20 protein-coding genes are annotated in these 18,110 nt (G+C 58.1%); 3 read left to right on the forward strand and 17 right to left on the reverse strand.

Annotated elements, in window-relative coordinates:
* Positions 1–118: 118 nt before the first annotated feature.
* From JBO08_RS25580 to JBO08_RS25590, 3 genes are all read right to left on the reverse strand, one after another.
* Positions 119–874 (reverse strand): S9 family peptidase, encoded by a 756-nt coding sequence (locus tag JBO08_RS25580; protein ID WP_065872581.1) that lies wholly within the window; start codon positions 872–874, stop codon positions 119–121.
* Positions 864–1,973: a DUF3182 family protein gene (locus tag JBO08_RS25585; RefSeq protein WP_065872582.1), complete on the reverse strand. Its 1,110-nt coding sequence runs from the start codon at positions 1,971–1,973 to the stop codon at positions 864–866. The genes JBO08_RS25580 and JBO08_RS25585 overlap by 11 nt, the downstream gene beginning before the upstream one ends.
* 171 nt (positions 1,974–2,144) lie before the next feature.
* A complete protein-coding gene (locus tag JBO08_RS25590) occupies positions 2,145–3,104 on the reverse strand; it encodes a GlxA family transcriptional regulator (RefSeq protein ID WP_065872583.1) in 960 nt (319 codons plus the stop codon).
* 96 nt (positions 3,105–3,200) lie between these two features.
* On the opposite strand from JBO08_RS25590, the gene JBO08_RS25595 reads away from it, so the two are divergent.
* Positions 3,201–3,764: a cysteine hydrolase family protein gene (locus JBO08_RS25595; RefSeq protein ID WP_065879555.1), complete on the forward strand. Its 564-nt coding sequence runs from the start codon at positions 3,201–3,203 to the stop codon at positions 3,762–3,764.
* A 21-nt stretch (positions 3,765–3,785) separates the two neighbouring features.
* Here JBO08_RS25595 and tam read toward each other — a convergent pair whose 3' ends face one another.
* Positions 3,786–4,547, reverse strand: coding sequence for a trans-aconitate 2-methyltransferase (gene tam / locus JBO08_RS25600; RefSeq protein WP_065872592.1), 762 nt, complete (start codon positions 4,545–4,547; stop codon positions 3,786–3,788).
* A gap of 100 nt (positions 4,548–4,647) precedes the next feature.
* Here tam and JBO08_RS25605 point away from each other — a divergent pair, with 100 nt between their 5' ends.
* Positions 4,648–5,556, forward strand: coding sequence for a LysR family transcriptional regulator (locus JBO08_RS25605; RefSeq protein WP_220075156.1), 909 nt, complete (start codon positions 4,648–4,650; stop codon positions 5,554–5,556).
* 148 nt (positions 5,557–5,704) lie between these two features.
* On the opposite strand, the gene JBO08_RS25610 is transcribed toward JBO08_RS25605, so the two are convergent.
* Positions 5,705–6,232, reverse strand: a complete 528-nt coding sequence (locus tag JBO08_RS25610) for a single-stranded DNA-binding protein (RefSeq protein WP_010467282.1) — start codon at positions 6,230–6,232, stop codon at positions 5,705–5,707.
* 9 nt (positions 6,233–6,241) lie between these two features.
* The gene (locus JBO08_RS25615; protein ID WP_220075155.1) at positions 6,242–7,636 is read right to left on the reverse strand and encodes an MFS transporter; all 1,395 of its coding nucleotides are present in this window, start codon (positions 7,634–7,636) and stop codon (positions 6,242–6,244) included.
* A 178-nt stretch (positions 7,637–7,814) separates the two neighbouring features.
* Here JBO08_RS25615 and uvrA point away from each other — a divergent pair, with 178 nt between their 5' ends.
* A complete protein-coding gene (gene uvrA, locus JBO08_RS25620; RefSeq protein WP_220075154.1) occupies positions 7,815–10,649 on the forward strand; it encodes an excinuclease ABC subunit UvrA in 2,835 nt (944 codons plus the stop codon).
* Positions 10,650–10,715: 66 nt separating this feature from the next.
* Here uvrA and bfr read toward each other — a convergent pair whose 3' ends face one another.
* From bfr to rpmD, 11 genes are all read right to left on the reverse strand, one after another.
* Positions 10,716–11,180: a bacterioferritin gene (gene bfr / locus JBO08_RS25625; protein ID WP_015886133.1), complete on the reverse strand. Its 465-nt coding sequence runs from the start codon at positions 11,178–11,180 to the stop codon at positions 10,716–10,718.
* A gap of 155 nt (positions 11,181–11,335) precedes the next feature.
* Positions 11,336–12,784, reverse strand: a complete 1,449-nt coding sequence (locus tag JBO08_RS25630; protein WP_065872586.1) for a catalase — start codon at positions 12,782–12,784, stop codon at positions 11,336–11,338.
* 235 nt (positions 12,785–13,019) lie between these two features.
* Positions 13,020–13,406: a 50S ribosomal protein L17 gene (rplQ, locus tag JBO08_RS25635; RefSeq protein ID WP_017135967.1), complete on the reverse strand. Its 387-nt coding sequence runs from the start codon at positions 13,404–13,406 to the stop codon at positions 13,020–13,022.
* Positions 13,407–13,447: 41 nt separating this feature from the next.
* Positions 13,448–14,449 (reverse strand): DNA-directed RNA polymerase subunit alpha, encoded by a 1,002-nt coding sequence (locus JBO08_RS25640; RefSeq protein ID WP_003176403.1) that lies wholly within the window; start codon positions 14,447–14,449, stop codon positions 13,448–13,450.
* A gap of 22 nt (positions 14,450–14,471) precedes the next feature.
* Positions 14,472–15,092, reverse strand: coding sequence for a 30S ribosomal protein S4 (gene rpsD, locus JBO08_RS25645; RefSeq protein ID WP_003210056.1), 621 nt, complete (start codon positions 15,090–15,092; stop codon positions 14,472–14,474).
* 18 nt (positions 15,093–15,110) lie between these two features.
* Entirely contained in the window at positions 15,111–15,500 is a 390-nt protein-coding gene (gene rpsK, locus JBO08_RS25650; RefSeq protein ID WP_002555466.1) for a 30S ribosomal protein S11, read from the reverse strand.
* Between the two features lie 30 nt (positions 15,501–15,530).
* Positions 15,531–15,887 (reverse strand): 30S ribosomal protein S13, encoded by a 357-nt coding sequence (rpsM, locus tag JBO08_RS25655; RefSeq protein WP_003210063.1) that lies wholly within the window; start codon positions 15,885–15,887, stop codon positions 15,531–15,533.
* Between the two features lie 129 nt (positions 15,888–16,016).
* Positions 16,017–16,133, reverse strand: coding sequence for a 50S ribosomal protein L36 (rpmJ, locus tag JBO08_RS25660; protein WP_002555468.1), 117 nt, complete (start codon positions 16,131–16,133; stop codon positions 16,017–16,019).
* 28 nt (positions 16,134–16,161) lie between these two features.
* Entirely contained in the window at positions 16,162–17,490 is a 1,329-nt protein-coding gene (secY, locus tag JBO08_RS25665) for a preprotein translocase subunit SecY (RefSeq protein ID WP_003176406.1), read from the reverse strand.
* Positions 17,491–17,928, reverse strand: coding sequence for a 50S ribosomal protein L15 (gene rplO, locus JBO08_RS25670; RefSeq protein WP_003176407.1), 438 nt, complete (start codon positions 17,926–17,928; stop codon positions 17,491–17,493).
* A gap of 3 nt (positions 17,929–17,931) precedes the next feature.
* On the reverse strand, positions 17,932–18,108 hold the full coding sequence (gene rpmD / locus JBO08_RS25675; protein ID WP_003176408.1) for a 50S ribosomal protein L30: 177 nt from the start codon (positions 18,106–18,108) through the stop codon (positions 17,932–17,934).
* Positions 18,109–18,110: the final 2 nt, after the last annotated feature.

The raw sequence follows: 18,110 nt of genomic DNA on the forward strand, positions 1-18,110 counted from the left end.
GACTGGTCGACCGCCTTCGCGAGTAAGCCCGCTCCCACATTTAATCGTGTACATCCTTTGGAATGCTGTCGAATGTGGGAGCGGGCTTGCTCGCGAAGGCGGTCTAAAGAGCATCCAATTATTGAGACTGGATAATGCTCAACCGCTCACCCACCACCATTTCGGTAATCCAGTCCACCAGGATCGAGGTGTACGCCTGCTGGGACACCGGGTCGCTGAGGGAGTGATCGGCGCCATCGATGATGCGATGGGTCAGGGAATGGGTCTGCTGGCACGCCGCGCGGTAACTCATGATGGTGGCGTGGGGCACGTGGGCATCGGTTTCCGACTCAACGATCAGCACATCACCGGTAAACGCAGAACACGCGTGCAAGGCGCGATTGGTTTCGGAGTGGACCAGCGTGCTGCGGTAATCCATCAGGTCGGCCTTATCCAGATCACGCTTGGGTTTGAGCCATTCCTGGTCGCGGTACAGCGCCGGCACGCGCAGCGCCAGCCAGCGCACCGGGCGCAGTGAGGTGAGAATGGCCGCGAGGTAGCCGCCGTAACTGGTGCCCACCACCGCCACCGCCGAGGTGTCGATGGCCGGGTGGGACAGCAATCGATCATAGGCCGCCAGCAGGTCGCGCAGGTTGTCTTCGCGGGTGACGCGAGACAGCGGAATCCCAGTGCCGGCATGGCCGCGCAGGTCGAAGGTGAGGCACACGCAGCCCAAGCCGGCGATGCCTTTGGCGCGTTCAAGATCACGCTCCTGGCTACCGCCCCAGCCGTGCACAAATAACACGCCGGGTACTTTGGATTTGGGACTCAGGAAGGTGCCGCTCATCTGTTCGTCATCGATGTCGATCGCAATGCTTTCGCTTCTAGCCGTCATAAGATTTAACCGTCACGTACTTAAGAAGAAACTCGCTGTTTTCCGCCGGCCCGCGATACACCTCAATGGCATCAGCCGGCAAGGGTTGGTCCGCGTAGGTTTCCACAGAGGACACACGGATCGCACGCAGGCCGGGGTTGTTGATAAAACTTTGCAACGCTGCGACTTCCGCGCTGCTGGCTCCGCCCATGCGCCAGGATTGTTCGAGCACGCCGCTGCGGCGTTGGCCGTCGCTGTCCAAGCCCTGGGCGATGTCGTAGTTGCGCCGCGATGCGTAGAAGCCGGGATAGGCTTCATCGGCGGCCGCGTCGAACACCTGCGCTTGTTCGATGGCTTCGCGTACGTCGTCGGGCAGTTCGAGTTGCAACAGAGCTTCGTAGCCACCCGGCACCGCCAATAGGTCGGAGCCGCCGTAGACGTCTTCGCCCTGCCCGTCTTTCGTCAGGTATTGCTCGCCGCAGTAGCTGAGCACGTGATTGCCGATGAAGCTTTGGCCGACGCTGTGGGTGATTACGTCCTGCAGGTCTTGCTCCAACACCACACCATCGCTGAAGAGCTTCGCGGCCTCAGGTCGAGCCAGCACGGCTTCGAACTCATCGAGACTGTGGATAACTTCCTGACCTCGGCCGGCGCAGGCGTGCACCGGTTTCAGGCGAATGGGTCCGCTGTAGAGCAGGCGCGTGGCTGCGGGCCGGGCGTCTTCCAGCGCGAAGACGCTCAAACCATCCAGCACGACGTTTCGCACACGTTCGCAGAATAGCGCTGACCAACCTTCGGGCGCTTTGGCTTCAGGCCCGAGCAGACCATGGCTGATGGCTTTGGTGCAGATGAAGTCGTGGTCGACGTAACCGCCCCACACATCCTCCGGCCCCTTGATATGGAGCGCACGCGCCTGGGCTGCACCGACCAGGGTTTGCGTGGGCAGCAGGTAAAGTGATCGTCCCGCATGTAGAGCCGGGTCGTAGCTGCCACCGAATTTTAGCCCGAGAATCTGTGCCAGCCAGCGCGCCAGGGCGCGGTTGGTTTCGATCTCATGCAGAGGGGCGCTTTCACGTGTGGAGTGAGCGACCACCAGCTTCTTGCGTTGAGTCGGGGTCATGCGTCCCCCTTGGCCTTCCCGCCATGTGTGTGCAAGAGAGGTTGCAGGGATCAGGCCAACGCGCTTTCGAGGCGGATGGTTGTGAAATCAAGCAGTTGCCGAAAAACCGGTGGCAGTTGGCCTGCTCCATTTTGCACGACAGCGCGTCGGCGTCGCGGCGTTCTGCACGATTCAGACGCCAAACCGTTTGCGGTAATCGCTGGGCGCCAGGCCGGTGATCTTCTTGAAGATGGCGCGGAAGGCGCTGGGGTCCTGATAGCCCACGGTCCACGCGATGTGATCAATGGTGCCGTTGGTAAACTCGAGCATTTGCCGAGCCTTGCCCACGCGCAGATGCTGACAGTATTCGGTGGGTTTCAACCCGGTGGCGTTGCGAAAGCGCCGTAGGAATGTGCGCTCCTCCAAGCCTGCCTCCAGTGCCATCGCCGTGAGGGAAACATCCACCGCACCGGTGGCCTGCAACCAGTGCTGAACCTTGAGGATGGCGGCGTCGCCGTGGCCGAGAATCGGCGCAAAGTTGCTGCCGCATTGGCTGGCGCTGTCACTGTGCTCGATCACCAGGAAACGCGCGGTATCCGCCGCAATGCTAGGGCCCATCAGGCGATCGACCAGGCGCAGGCCGAGTTCGGACCAGGCCATCAAGCCAGCGGTGGTAATAAGGTCGCCGTCATCAACGATGGGTTTATCCGCTTCAAGGCGCACGGCCGGGTAACGCGCGGCGAAGGATTTGGCGGAAGACCAATGAGTGGTGGCGCTGCGCCCATCGAGCAATCCGCTGCGCGCCAGCATGATCGAACCCATGCAGACGCCGCCCAATACGGTACCTGCGGCGTGTTGCCGGCGAAGCCATTCCAGTAGCGCAGGCGGCGCTTGTTCTTCGGTGAACTCACCAATCGACGGGGGCACCAGTACGGCCATCATGGGTTGATCAGGGCCGGGATGGCTATCGAATACGCGCACCGTTTCACCGGTAGCCTCCACCTGCCAATGGCTGATCCGCAAGAGCGGCAACTGTGCGCACTGGTGCTCGGCGGCGATGCGGTTGGCGACGCCGAACAGGTCAGTCAGGCCGTGCACGGCCGCCATCTGCGCCCCCTGGTAGATCAACACGCCCAGCTCAACCACGACCATTGTCAGTTTTCCCCCTTTTATTGTCGGTGCAGCCAATCCCAAGTGCAGGCGCCAGCTAAGATACTGGGCCCATCAACCCATCACGAGGCAACACACATGGCCAAGCAAGCGCTCATCCTAATCGATATCCAGAACGACTACTTCCCTCAAGGCAAGTGGCCACTCGACGGCGTCGAAGCCGCAGCGGACAAGGCCGTGCATGTGTTGCAGGCGTTTCGCCAGGCGGGCGATGCGGTGATTCATGTGCGTCATGAGTTCACGTCTGAGGACGCGCCGTTCTTCACACCGGGCTCCGAGGGTGCGCATCTGCATCCCAAAGTGATGAATGAAGGCAATGAGCCGGTGGTGCTTAAACATTTTGTGAATTCGTTTCGCGAGACCAACCTGCGCGCACTGCTGGAACAACGCAGCATCACCGAACTGGTGGTGGTCGGCAGCATGAGCCATATGTGCATCGATGCGGTGGTGCGGGCGGCGGCGGACCTGGGCTACAAGGTCACGGTCATTCATGACGCGTGTGCGACCCGGGACCTGGAGTTCAATGGCCAGGTGATCCCGGCTGCGCAGGTGCATGGGGCGTATATGGCGTCGCTGGCATTCGGCTATGCGGGCGTGGTGTCGGCAGATGAATATTTCAAGGCGCAAGCGGCGGCGGCATAACCGCCACGGGTCTTGGCGACGTTAGCGGGTAGCGATAATGAACAGGCGCGGAAAAGGCAGCAGCACGGTGCCATCGGCCAGGGCTGGGTAAGCCTGGGCAATCCGCGCCTGGTACTCCTGCAGGAAGGCAGCCTTCTCGCTATCGGTCAACGGCGCCAGGAAGGGTCTTAGGGCCGAGGCCTTGAACCACTCCACCACCGTAGCGTAATCCGCCAGCGGGTGCTGATAGGTGGTGCGCCACACATCGACGGTGCTGCAATGTTTGCTCAGCAGCTCGTAGTAGTAGCTCGCGGTGTGGCGTTCATTGTGTTTGACCGCGCCGATCCTGGCAGACCACGGGCCATCAGCGGCAACTTCACGGGCAAGTCGGTGGGCAGGCTCATCGAGGTTGTCCGGCGTTTGCACCGCCAGCGTGCCAGCGGGTGTCAGTTGGTGGACCAAGTGCGGGTAAAGCGTGGCGTGGTCAGGCAGCCATTGCAGCGACGCGTTGGCCAGGATCACATCGAAAGTCTGTGCGGGGTTCCAGGCGCCGATGTCCGCCAGTTCGAAGTTCAGCGCCGGTAGCCGTTGGCGTGCATCGACCAGCATGTCGTCGGAGCTGTCCATGCCGGTAACGTGCGCATGCGGGAAGCGCTCGGCCAGCACCTCGGTGGAATTGCCGGGACCGCAGCCCAGGTCGACAGCCGTACGCACCTCGGTATTCGGAATGGCCGCGACCAGGTCGCGGACGGGACGGGTGCGTTGCTGTTCAAACATCGTGTATTGCTTGGCAGACCAGGTCATCACGGCTTCCTTCTGTTTGAGGTTGGCCACAGCCTAAATCTTGTGAGCCATGAGAACAAATGCCAGGATTGGCACTCTCCCATACCTGAAAAGTATTCCTATGCTGGAGCTTCGCCAACTCAAGGCCTTCGTAGCCATCGCCGAAGAAGGTTATATCACCCGCGCTGCCGAACGCCTGGGCATGCAGCAGCCGCCGTTGACACGGATGCTGCAAAGCCTCGAAGCCGAGTTGGGCGTGGTGCTGATGGAGCGTTTGCCCCGAGGCGTGCGACCCACTACCGCCGGGCTCGCTTTACTGGACGAGGCCCGTGAACTACTCGCGCAGGCTGAAGGCATTGCGGACGTAGTGCGCCTTGCCGCACGGGGTGAGCGCGGACGGCTGGCGATCGGGTTCACTAGCTCGGCTGCACTGCATCCCTTTGTGCCGAGTGTGTTGCGGTTGTTTCGCGAAACCTATGTCGGCGTCACGGTGGTGTTGGAAGAAGCTGGCACCGGCGAACTGCTGGACGCGTTGGCGCATGAAAAACTGGACGCGGCGTTTATCCGCTCCCCCCTCAGCGGGACTCAATCGCTGCAGGACGACCCGATCCTGGTGGAGCCGATGTTGCTGGCGCTGCCCACTGATCATCCGCTGGCACTCAATGCGGGCTCTCCCCTGCCCTTGAAGGCATTGGCGAGCGAGTCCTTCGTGCTCTATCGCCGCCGCGTGGGGTTGGGCCTGTATGACGCGATTCTGGTGGCGTGCCGTGAAGCGGGGTTCAGCCCTCAGGTGGTCCAGGAAGCCCCGCGCATGACCGCGACACTCAGCCTGGTAGCGGCGGGACTGGGGGTGTCCATCGTGCCGGCGTCGATGCAACGGTTGCGCGGGGACGGCATCGTGTATCGGGAACTGACGGAGTGTCAGAGCCTGGTGGCACCACTGCATTTGGCGACGCGGATTGATGACGGATCCGCAGTGTTACGCCGGTTCAAAGAGATGGTGGTGACGGCGGCCGAGGCGGACGCCTGATCGCCGATTAAACGCTGCGCTATTTCATCCGTGTCAACGTGCTCATGTAGGGGTCGCCATTGAGGATGAAGTCCTCACTTAGAAATGCAAAGCCCCCGCAGTGCGGGGGCTTCAGGTCTAAACCTTACAAAAAGGTCTAAGGTGACCGCTAGAACGGGATATCGTCATCAAAGCTGTCGAAATCCGGAGCCGGTTGTGGAGCAGCCTGTTGTGGAGGCGGCGCCTGGCGCGACTGTTGCGGTGCCGACTGCTGCGGACGCGGAGCCTGCTGGCGTGGGGCCGGTGCGGACTGCTGGTAGTTATTGCCCCCGCCTTGTTGGTCGCCCTGCTGTGGACGGCCGCCCAGCAGTTGCATGGTGCCTTGCATGTCGACCACGATTTCAGTGGTGTAACGCTTGATGCCGTCTTTTTCCCACTCACGGGTTTGCAGCTTGCCTTCGATGTAGACCTGCGAACCTTTGCGCAGGTACTCACCAGCAATCTCTGCAACCTTGCCGAACATGGACACGCGGTGCCATTCGGTTTTTTCGACCTTCTGGCCAGTCTGCTTGTCGGTCCACTGTTCGCTGGTCGCCAGACTCAGGTTGGTCACGGCGTTACCGTTAGGCAAGTAGCGAACCTCGGGATCCTGGCCGCATGTACCGACCAATATGACTTTGTTAACCCCACGGGCCATAACGTTCTCCTAAGCTTGGCGCGCTGTCGGCACTGGGTTGACCAGTTGCTCAAGCGTCGCGCGATCCAATAATTCGGTGTCCAATTTGATGTAAATGGCTGCTTCTTCAGCAATCACGACTGCATCGGTTACCCCTACGACGGCCTTCAGGCGCTCTACCAGACCGCTTTCACGGATCGCCTCGGGCGATAGCGGCAAACGCAGACTTGTGACGTAGGGAGGTTCGCGCATGGTAACAGCAAAGGCTAGCCAAAGTGCAGCCAGCCCGGCGCATCCCAGGAAGACAACCGACAAACCGCCATGCTGGAACATCCAGCCACCCATGATGCCGCCCAGTGCAGAACCCAGGAACTGGCTGGTGGAATACACCCCCATGGCCGTCCCTTTGCCGCCGGCCGGTGAAACCTTACTGATCAGCGAAGGCAATGAAGCCTCCAGCAGGTTGAACGCGGTGAAAAACACCACCGTGCCGATTACCAGTGCCCGCAGGCTGTCGCCGAACTGCCAGAAGAATAGCTCAGTGAGCATCAACGTCGCGACGGCGCCCAAGAGAACTCGTTTCATTTTGCGTTTCTTCTCGCCATAGATGATGAACGGGATCATGGCGAAGAACGAAATCAACAGCGCGGTGAGGTAGACCCACCAGTGCTGTTCCTTGGGCAACCCGGCTTTTTCCACCAGCGCCAGGGGCAAGGCGACGAAGCTGCACATGAGCATGGCGTGTAATACGAAGATACCTAAATCCAGGCGCAGCAGGTCCGGATGCTTGAGTGTCGGCAATAAAGCCTTGCGCGCGACGCCCGACTCGCGGTGCTGCAACGTGCCGGTGGAGCGCGGCACCATAAAGGCTACGATCACGATACCGAACAGCGCCATGCCGCCGGTGGCCAGGAACAGCCCGTGCAGGCCGAACGCGCGCGTCAGCAAGGGGCCGACCACCATGGCCACGGCAAACGACAGGCCGATGGTCATGCCGATCATGGCCATGGCCTTGGTGCGGTGTTGCTCACGGGTCAGGTCTGACAGCAGCGCCATGACCGCGGCGGAAATCGCACCGGCACCTTGCAGGATGCGCCCGGCGATCACGCCCCATATCGAATCCGCTTGCGCCGCGAGCACACTGCCGAGAGCGAACACGATCAGACCCAGATAGATCACCGGACGGCGGCCGATGCGGTCAGAAATGATCCCGAACGGAATCTGAAAAATCGCCTGGGTCAGGCCATACGCGCCAATGGCCAGGCCGATCAATGCCGGGGTCGCGCCTGCGAGGTCCATCCCATAGGTCGCCAGCACTGGCAACACCATAAACATGCCCAGCATACGGAAGGCGAACACCAGGGCCAGACCGCTTGCCGCTCGGGTCTCGCCGCTACTCATGCGTTCGCTGTGGGGATCGTGCATGGAAAAACCTCGTGTGAACCGGCGGCGATTCTACCAGTCCCATCGATTGAGAGGGTATATGCGGCGCTTTGCCGCGCAGCTTTCATCTAAGGCTGCAAGCGGCCTTTTGACAGTGTATATTCATCCAGTCTTTAGCCGTATACTCCGGCATTATTTACGCCCGCCGTGCGAGGCCATCTTGGACAAGATCCTGATTCGTGGGGCTAGAACCCACAACCTGAAGAACATCGACCTGACCCTGCCACGGGACAAACTGATTGTCATCACCGGCTTGTCCGGGTCCGGCAAATCGTCGCTGGCGTTTGACACGCTGTATGCCGAAGGCCAGCGTCGCTATGTGGAATCGCTGTCGGCCTATGCCCGCCAGTTCCTGTCGATGATGGAAAAGCCCGACGTCGACACCATTGAAGGCCTGTCGCCGGCAATTTCCATCGAGCAAAAATCGACTTCCCATAACCCGCGCTCCACCGTGGGCACCATTACCGAAATCTACGACTACCTGCGTCTGCTGTACGCACGCGTGGGTATTCCGCGCTGCCCGGACCACGATATTCCCCTGGAAGCCCAGACCGTCAGCCAGATGGTCGACCTGGTGCTCGCCCAGCCGGAAGGCGCCAAGCTGATGCTGCTGGCACCAGTGATTCGTGAGCGCAAGGGCGAACACCTTTCCGTCTTCGAAGAACTGCGTGCGCAAGGCTTTGTGCGGGCGCGAATCAACGGCAAGCTCTACGAGCTGGACGAAGCGCCGAAGCTCGACAAGCAGAAGAAGCACTCGATTGATGTGGTAGTCGACCGCTTCAAGGTGCGGGCAGACCTGCAGCAGCGCCTTGCGGAATCCTTCGAAACCGCGTTGAAGCTGGCCGACGGCATTGCCTTGGTGGCCCCGATGGATGACGAGCAGGGCGAAGAGATCATCTTTTCCGCGCGCTTTGCTTGCCCGATCTGCGGGCATGCCATCAGTGAGCTGGAACCCAAGCTGTTCTCCTTCAACAACCCGGCCGGCGCGTGCCCGACCTGTGATGGCCTGGGGGTGAAGCAGTTCTTCGACATCAAGCGTCTGGTCAACGGTGACTTGACCCTGGCGGAGGGTGCGATACGCGGCTGGGACAGGCGTAACGTTTACTACTTCCAAATGTTGGGGTCGTTGGCGTCGCATTATAAATTCAGCCTGGAAGTGCCATTCAACCAACTGCCGGCGGACCAACAAAAGGTCATCCTCCACGGCAGTGGTTCGCAGAATGTCGACTTCAAGTACTTGAATGACCGTGGCGATATCGTCAAGCGCTCGCACCCGTTCGAAGGCATCGTGCCGAACCTTGAGCGTCGCTACCGCGAGACTGAATCGGCCAGCGTGCGCGAAGAGTTGGCAAAATTCCTGAGCACGCAGCCTTGCCCGGATTGCCGTGGCACTCGCCTGCGTCGAGAGGCGCGGCATGTGTGGGTGGGCGAGAAGACATTGCCTGCGGTGACCAACCTGCCGATCGGTGATGCCTGCGAGTACTTTGGTGTGCTCAAGTTGACCGGTCGCCGTGGCGAAATCGCCGACAAGATTCTCAAGGAAATTCGCGAGCGGTTGCAGTTTCTGGTCAACGTTGGCCTGGATTACCTGTCGCTGGACCGAAGTGCCGACACGTTGTCTGGTGGTGAAGCCCAGCGAATTCGCTTGGCCAGCCAGATTGGTGCCGGGCTCGTGGGGGTGCTGTACATCCTCGATGAACCGTCGATTGGCTTGCACCAACGCGACAACGATCGCCTGCTGGGCACGCTGAAACACCTTCGGGACATCGGCAACACGGTGATCGTGGTCGAGCACGATGAAGATGCGATTCGCCTGGCGGATTACGTGGTTGATATTGGCCCGGGCGCGGGTGTGCATGGCGGGCATATTGTCGCCGAAGGTACGCCTGCCGAAGTCATGGCCCATCCGGACTCGCTGACCGGCAAGTACTTGTCTGGCCGTGTGAAAATTGCCGTGCCGGCCAAACGTACACCGCGCAACAAGAAGCAGGCGCTGCACCTCAAGGGCGCGCGTGGCAACAACTTGCGCAATGTAGACCTGGAAATTCCGCTGGGCCTGCTGACCTGCGTGACCGGTGTTTCCGGCTCGGGCAAATCGACGCTGATCAACAACACGCTGTTCCCCTTGAGTGCCACTGCCTTAAACGGCGCGACGACTCTGGAAGCGGCTGCTCACGACAGCATCAAGGGTCTGGAGCTTCTGGACAAAGTCGTCGATATCGACCAGAGCCCAATTGGCCGCACGCCGCGTTCCAACCCGGCGACCTACACCGGGTTGTTTACACCCATTCGTGAGTTGTTTGCTGGCGTTCCGGAGTCCCGCTCACGGGGTTATGGGCCGGGCCGGTTCTCGTTCAACGTCAAGGGCGGTCGCTGTGAAGCGTGCCAGGGCGATGGCTTGATCAAGGTGGAGATGCACTTCCTGCCGGACATCTACGTGCCGTGCGATGTGTGCAAGAGCAAGCGCTATAACCGCGAGACCCTGGAGATCAAATACAAGGGCAAAAGCATCCACGAAACCCTGGAGATGACCATCGAGGAAGCACGGGTGTTCTTTGACGCGGTTCCGGCGTTGGCGCGCAAGCTGCAAACACTGATGGATGTAGGCCTGTCGTATATCAAGCTGGGGCAATCGGCGACCACGCTGTCCGGTGGTGAGGCGCAACGGGTGAAGCTGTCCCGCGAGTTGTCAAAGCGCGACACCGGCAAGACCCTGTACATCCTCGATGAGCCGACCACCGGCCTGCATTTTGCGGATATACAGCAACTGCTGGACGTGTTGCACCGCCTGCGCGATCACGGCAACACCGTGGTGGTGATCGAGCACAACCTGGATGTAATCAAGACCGCCGACTGGTTGGTTGACCTGGGGCCTGAAGGTGGTTCCAAGGGTGGTCAGATCATCGCGGTAGGCACACCGGAGCAAGTTTCCGAAATGCCGCAGTCGCACACGGGCTTCTACTTGAAGCCGTTGCTGGAGCGCGACCGGGCCTGAGTTTTTCGGGCCCAATGAAAAGCCCCTGTCACTTTGCGGTGACAGGGGCTTTTTTGTAGCCGGGAATCAGAACTGCGATTGCAGGTAATTCTCCAAGCCGACCAGCTTGATCAGGCCCAACTGCTTTTCAAGCCAATAGGTATGATCTTCTTCGGTGTCATTCAACTGCACCCGCAGGATTTCCCGGGTGACATAGTCATTATGCTGCTCACAGAGCTCGATGCCTTTGCAGAGCGCGGCACGGACCTTGTACTCGAGGCGCAAGTCGGCAGCGAGCATGTCAGGTACCGTGGTCCCCACATCCAGATCATCGGGACGCATACGTGGCGTGCCTTCGAGCATGAGGATACGGCGCATCAGTGCGTCGGCGTGCTGTGCCTCTTCTTCCATCTCGTGGTTGATACGCTCGTAGAGCTCGGTAAAGCCCCAGTCTTCGTACATGCGCGAATGGATGAAATATTGGTCACGAGCAGCCAGTTCGCCCGTCAGCAACGTGTTGAGGTAATCGATTACGTCGGGGTGACCTTGCATCGCCCTACATCTCCCTGCTTGAAAGTCTGTAGTTTGAACCATGATGACCCGGAGGTCACGGGATCAACGGCAGAAAAGTGAAGATTTTCAGAGAAAAGTGGCTGAAATAACGCAAAAACCGCCCAAATGAGGGCGGTTCTGCTTATCGTTTAGAGTTAGTTAAGCGATACACCCAGTGCCTTTGCGATTGCTTCTCCATAAGCAGGATCTGCTTTGTAGAAATGCTGCAATTGGCGCTGAACCACATCACTGGAAACGCCACCCATTGCACCGGCGATGTTGTTGGTGAGCAACGCTTTCTGCTCATCGTTCATCAGGCGGAACAGTGCACCTGCGTGGCTGTAGTAATCGGTGTCTTCCCGGTGATCATAACGGTCAGCAGCACCGCTCAATGCCAACGCAGGCTCCGCGTATTGTGGTGCTTGCTTCGGCGCATCTGCGTAGCTGTTCGGCTCGTAGTTGGGCCCCGCGCCACCGTTGCTGCCAAATGCCATCGAACCATCACGCTGGTAGCTGTTCACCTGGTTACGTGGGGCATTCACCGGCAGTTGCTGGTGATTGGTGCCGACGCGGTAACGGTGAGCATCTGCGTATGCGAACACACGACCTTGCAGCATACGGTCTGGCGACAGGCCTACACCCGGCACCATGTTGCTCGGGCCGAACGCAGCCTGCTCCACTTCAGCGAAGTAGTTCTGCGGATTGCGGTTGAGTTCGAGCTCGCCAACTTCGATTAACGGGAACTCCTTCTGCGACCAGGTCTTGGTCACGTCAAAGGGGTTCTCGTAGTGAGCATTAGCCTGGGCCTCGGTCATGATCTGGATGCAGACCCGCCATTTCGGGAAATCACCGCGCTCAATCGCGCCGAACAGATCGCGCTGGGCGTAATCCGGATCGGTACCGGCCAGGCGCGCGGCCTCAGCCGGCGCCAAGTTCTTGATGCCTTGCTTAGTCTTGTAGTGCCACTTCACCCAGTGGCGCTCGCCATTGGCGTTAATCAGGCTGTAGGTGTGACTGCCGAAGCCGTGCATGTGGCGATAGCCATCAGGGATGCCACGGTCCGAAAACAGAATGGTGACCTGGTGCAGTGCCTCCGGAGAGTGCGACCAGAAGTCCCACATCATCTGAGCGCTTTTGAGATTGCTTTGCGGCAGGCGCTTCTGGGTGTGGATGAAGTCCGGAAACTTTAAAGGATCGCGAATGAAGAACACTGGGGTGTTGTTCCCGACGATGTCCCAGTTGCCTTCTTCGGTGTAGAACTTCAAGGCGAAGCCGCGTGGGTCGCGTTCGGTATCAGCCGAACCACGCTCACCACCAACGGTGGAAAAGCGCAAGAAGGTCGGGGTTTGCTTGCCAACAGACTCAAACAACTTGGCGCTGGTGTATTGGGTAATGTCTTGAGTAACCGTGAAGGTACCAAAGGCACCCGAACCTTTCGCGTGCACGCGACGTTCCGGAATGTTTTCACGGTTGAAGTGCGCGAGCTTCTCGATCAGGTGGAAATCGTCGAGCAGCAATGGACCACGTGGACCGGCGGAACGGGAATTCTGATTGTCCGCAACGGGCGCGCCGCTGGCGGTAGTAAGGATTTTATTCTGGCTCATGCAATCTTCCTCAGGTCGGACTTGGAACTGCCGGCTAGTCGGCTTGGAGGGAGTATTGATCATCGACATGACGCCTACAAATTCATTAAATTGTCGGCATCGATAGAAAATAACTACCAACCTCCCCAGAGGCATATTGCCAAGCACAACCCGTGGACGCTTGTACAAATCACGCTTTTATTACGCGCACAAAAAACCGGGCACTAGGCCCGGTTCTTCGTTACAGCTTGTCGTCTTACTCGGCGCTTACAGCTTCGCCGGCAGTAGCACGATCAACCAACTCGACGTACGCCATTGGCGCGTTGTCGCCAGTGCGGAAGCCGCACTTGAGGATGCGCAGGTAGCCACCCTCACGGGTAGCGTAACGCTTGCCCAGGTCGTTGAAGAGCTTACCAACGATAGCTTTCGAACGAGTACGGTCGAAAACCAAACGGCGGTTAGCCAGGCTGTCTGTCTTAGCCAAAGTGATCAGCGGCTCAGCAACGCGACGCAGTTCTTTAGCTTTTGGCAGTGTAGTTTTGATCAGCTCGTGCTCGAACAGCGACACCGCCATGTTTTGAAACATGGCCTTGCGGTGCGAGCTGGTACGGCTCAGGTGACGACCACTTTTACGATGACGCATGGTTCATTCCTTACCAAACTCACGTTCGGTGATTACGACGATCAGGCAGTCGCCTTGTCGTCCTTCTTAAGACTTGCAGGCGGCCAGTTGTCGAGGCGCATGCCGAGGGACAGACCGCGGGAGGCCAGAACGTCCTTGATTTCAGTCAAGGATTTCTTGCCCAGGTTCGGAGTCTTCAACAGTTCTACTTCGGTGCGCTGAATCAGGTCACCGATGTAGTAAATGTTTTCCGCCTTAAGGCAGTTAGCCGAACGTACAGTCAGTTCCAGATCGTCAACCGGGCGAAGCAGGATCGGATCGATCTCGTCTTCCTGCTCGATTACCACTGGTTCGCTGTCACCTTTGAGGTCGACGAACGCAGCCAACTGCTGTTGCAGAATGGTTGCAGCGCGGCGGATAGCCTCTTCAGGATCCAGAGTACCATTGGTTTCCAGATCAATAACCAGCTTGTCCAGGTTAGTACGCTGCTCGACACGGGCGTTTTCCACCACGTATGCGATACGGCGAACCGGGCTGAACGAAGAGTCAAGCTGCAAGCGACCAATGCTGCGGCTTTCATCTTCATCGCTCTGACGCGAGTCGGCCGGTTCATAACCACGACCACGAGCTACAGTGAGCTTCATGTTCAGGGCGCCGTTAGACGCCAGGTTAGCGATTACGTGATCGGGATTAACGATCTCGACATCATGATCCAGCTGAATATCGGCAGCGGTAACCACCCCCGAACCCTTCTTCGACAAGGTCAGCGTAACTTCGTCACGGCCGTGCAGCTTGATAGCCAGACCTTTAAGGTTCAACAGGATTTCAATTACGTCTTCCTGTACACCTTCGATGGCGCTGTACTCGTGGAGCACACCGTCAATCTCGGCCTCGACTACTGCACAGCCGGGCATTGAGGACAACAGGATGCGGCGCAGCGCGTTGCCCAGGGTGTGGCCAAAACCACGCTCGAGAGGCTCGAGCGTGATCTTGGCGCGGGTTGGACTGACAACCTGCACATCAATGTGGCGGGGTGTCAGGAACTCATTTACCGAAATCTGCATGGATGCACCTATTTTCTAGCCCTTACTTGGAGTAGAGCTCGACAATCAGGCTTTCGTTGATGTCGGCGGACAGATCACTGCGAGCAGGAACGTTCTTGAAAACGCCCGACTTCTTCTCAGTGTCTACTTCTACCCATTCTACGCGGCCACGTTGGGCACACAGATCGAGAGCTTGGACAATGCGAAGTTGGTTTTTTGCTTTCTCGCGAATCGCGACCACGTCACCAGCACGAACCTGGTAGGACGGGACGTTAACGGTTTGGCCGTTTACGCTGACGGATTTGTGCGATACCAGCTGGCGGGATTCGGCGCGAGTCGAACCAAAGCCCATACGGTATACAACGTTGTCCAGACGGCATTCGAGCAGTTGCAGCAGGTTTTCACCGGTTGCACCTTTCTTGCCAGCAGCTTCTTTGTAGTAGCCGCTGAATTGACGCTCGAGAACGCCGTAGATACGACGGACCTTCTGCTTTTCACGCAGTTGGGTGCCGTAATCGGACTGGCGACCGCGGCGTTGGCCGTGGATACCAGGTGCTGCTTCAATGTTGCACTTCGATTCGATCGCGCGCACGCCGCTCTTCAAGAAGAGATCGGTGCCTTCACGACGAGCGAGTTTGCATTTTGGACCAATGTAACGAGCCATTCTTTACAATCTCCTGGATTACACGCGGCGCTTCTTCGGCGGACGGCACCCGTTGTGCGGGATTGGCGTCACGTCGGTGATGCTGGCGATCTTATAGCCACAGCCGTTCAAAGCACGGACAGCAGACTCACGACCTGGACCTGGACCTTTGACGTTAACGTCAAGGTTTTTCAGGCCGTATTCCAGCGCAGCTTGACCAGCACGTTCAGCAGCTACTTGAGCAGCGAACGGGGTGGACTTGCGGGAACCGCGGAAACCCGAACCACCGGAGGTAGCCCAAGAAAGCGCGTTACCTTGACGGTCGGTGATGGTCACGATTGTGTTGTTAAAAGAAGCATGGATGTGGGCAATGCCATCAACCACTGTCTTTTTAACTTTTTTACGAGGACGAGCAGCAGGTTTAGCCATGATAATTTTCCTGTCGATTCGCGTGGGCGATTACTTGCGGATCGGCTTACGCGGACCTTTACGGGTACGCGCGTTAGTCTTGGTACGCTGACCGCGTACTGGAAGACCACGACGATGACGCAGACCACGGTAGCAACCGAGGTCCATCAAACGCTTGATTTTCATGTTGATTTCGCGACGCAGGTCACCTTCAGTGGTGAACTTCGCCACTTCGCCACGCAACAGCTCAATCTGCTCGTCGCTCAGATCTTTGATCTTTGCGGCTGGGTTTACCCCAGTGTCTGCGCAAATTTTCTGCGCAGTAGTGCGACCAACACCATAGATGTAGGTCAGCGAGATAACAGTGTGCTTGTTATCTGGAATGTTAACGCCTGCAATACGGGCCATTCAGTGGGACTCCAATTGACAGCTACCTACGCCCCGGAAGCCAAGAAATAGGGCGCGAGATAATATCGCTGTAATAACAAATAATCAACCCGGCAGCGCACTAGCTGCCGGGCTTCAAGCGGATCACACTCAGCCTTGGCGCTGTTTGTGACGCGGTTCCGCGCTGCAAATTACTCGAACAACACCTTCGCGGCGAATAATCTTGCAGTTACGGCACAGCTTTTTCACCGATGCACGAACTTTCATCACCAACTCCTCGAACCTTATGGGGTACTCAGCGCAACATGCCGCTGCCGTAGCCCTTCAGGTTGGCTTTCTTCATCAGGGATTCGTACTGGTGCGAAACGAGGTGCGATTGTACTTGGGACATGAAGTCCATCACAACCACGACCACGATCAGCAACGAGGTCCCGCCAAGGTAGAACGGAACGTTTGCTGCAACCACCAGGAACTGGGGAAGCAAGCACACGGCCGTCATATATAGAGCACCGAACAGGGTCAAACGGGTCAGAACGCCATCAATGTAGCGTGCAGACTGCTCACCTGGACGGATGCCCGGAATAAAGGCACCGGACTTCTTCAGGTTTTCCGCTACGTCTTTCGGATTGAACATCAACGCCGTATAGAAGAAGCAGAAGAAAATAATCCCTGCACTAAACAGCAGAATATTCAACGGCTGACCAGGAGCGATCGACTGAGAGAGGTCCTGCAGCCAGCCCATATTTTCAGACTGACCAAACCAGGTACCCAACGAAGCCGGAAACAGCAAAATGCTGCTCGCGAAAATTGCCGGAATAACACCGGCCATATTCACTTTCAGCGGCAAGTGGCTGGTCTGCGCAGCAAAAACCTTACGGCCCTGCTGACGCTTGGCGTAGTGAACAGCAATACGACGCTGGCCACGCTCAATGAACACCACAAAACCGATAATCGCTACTGCCAGCAAACCGATGGCAACCAAAGCGAAAATGTTGATATCACCCTGACGTGCAGACTCGAAAGACTGCCCAATTGCTCTCGGAAGACCGGCGACGATACCTGCGAAAATCAACATCGAGATACCGTTACCAACACCACGCTCAGTAATCTGCTCACCCAGCCACATCATGAACATCGCACCAGCCACAAACGTGGATACCGCGACGAAATGGAAGCCAAAGTCACCAGTGAACGCAACACCCTGCCCGGCCAGGCCAACGGACATGCCGATAGCTTGAACCAAGGCGAGGATGACAGTGCCGTAGCGGGTGTACTGGCTAATCTTGCGACGGCCAGCTTCACCTTCCTTCTTCAACTGCTCCAGCTGCGGGCTGACGGCGGTCATCAGTTGCATGATGATCGATGCCGAAATATACGGCATGATCCCCAGTGCAAAGATGCTCATCCGTTCCAGCGCGCCGCCGGAAAACATGTTGAACAAGCTAAGAATGGTCCCCTCATTCTGTCGAAACAGGTCTGCGAGTCGGTCCGGGTTGATACCTGGAACCGGGATGTGTGCGCCTATTCGGTAGACGATAATCGCCAGGAACAGAAAACGCAGACGAGCCCAGAGTTCAGACATACCGCCTTTGCCGAGCGCTGAGAGAGCACCTTGCTTAGCCATTTATTCCTCGAACTTGCCGCCAGCTGCTTCGATAGCCGAACGCGCACCTTTGGTGGCGCCGATTCCCTTGCCGATAGTGACAGCGCGAGTCACTTCACCGGACAGCATGATTTTCACACGCTGTACGTTGACGTTGATCACGTTGGCATCTTTCAGGGTCTGCACAGTAACGATGTCGCCTTCCACTTTGGCCAGCTCGGACAAACGCACTTCTGCGCGGTCCATGGCTTTCAGGGATACGAAACCGAACTTAGGCAGGCGACGATGCAGCGGCTGTTGACCGCCTTCAAAGCCTGGAGCGATGGTGCCACCGGAGCGGGAGGTTTGACCTTTGTGGCCACGGCCACCAGTCTTACCCAAACCGCTACCGATACCACGGCCCGGACGATGCTTTTCGCGACGGGAACCCGGCGCTGGACTCAGATCATTGAGTTTCATCGATTAACCCTCTACACGCAGCATGTAGTAAGCCTTGTTGATCATCCCGCGATTCTCGGGAGTATCCTGGACTTCTACAGTGTGACCGATGCGACGCAGACCCAAACCTTTAACGCACAGTTTGTGGTTAGGGATGCGGCCGGTCATGCTTTTGATCAGCGTTACTTTAACGGTAGCCATGA

Origin of the sequence: Pseudomonas sp. LAP_36, assembly GCF_019456785.1 — a bacterium.
Lineage (GTDB): Bacteria > Pseudomonadota > Gammaproteobacteria > Pseudomonadales > Pseudomonadaceae > Aquipseudomonas > Aquipseudomonas tritici.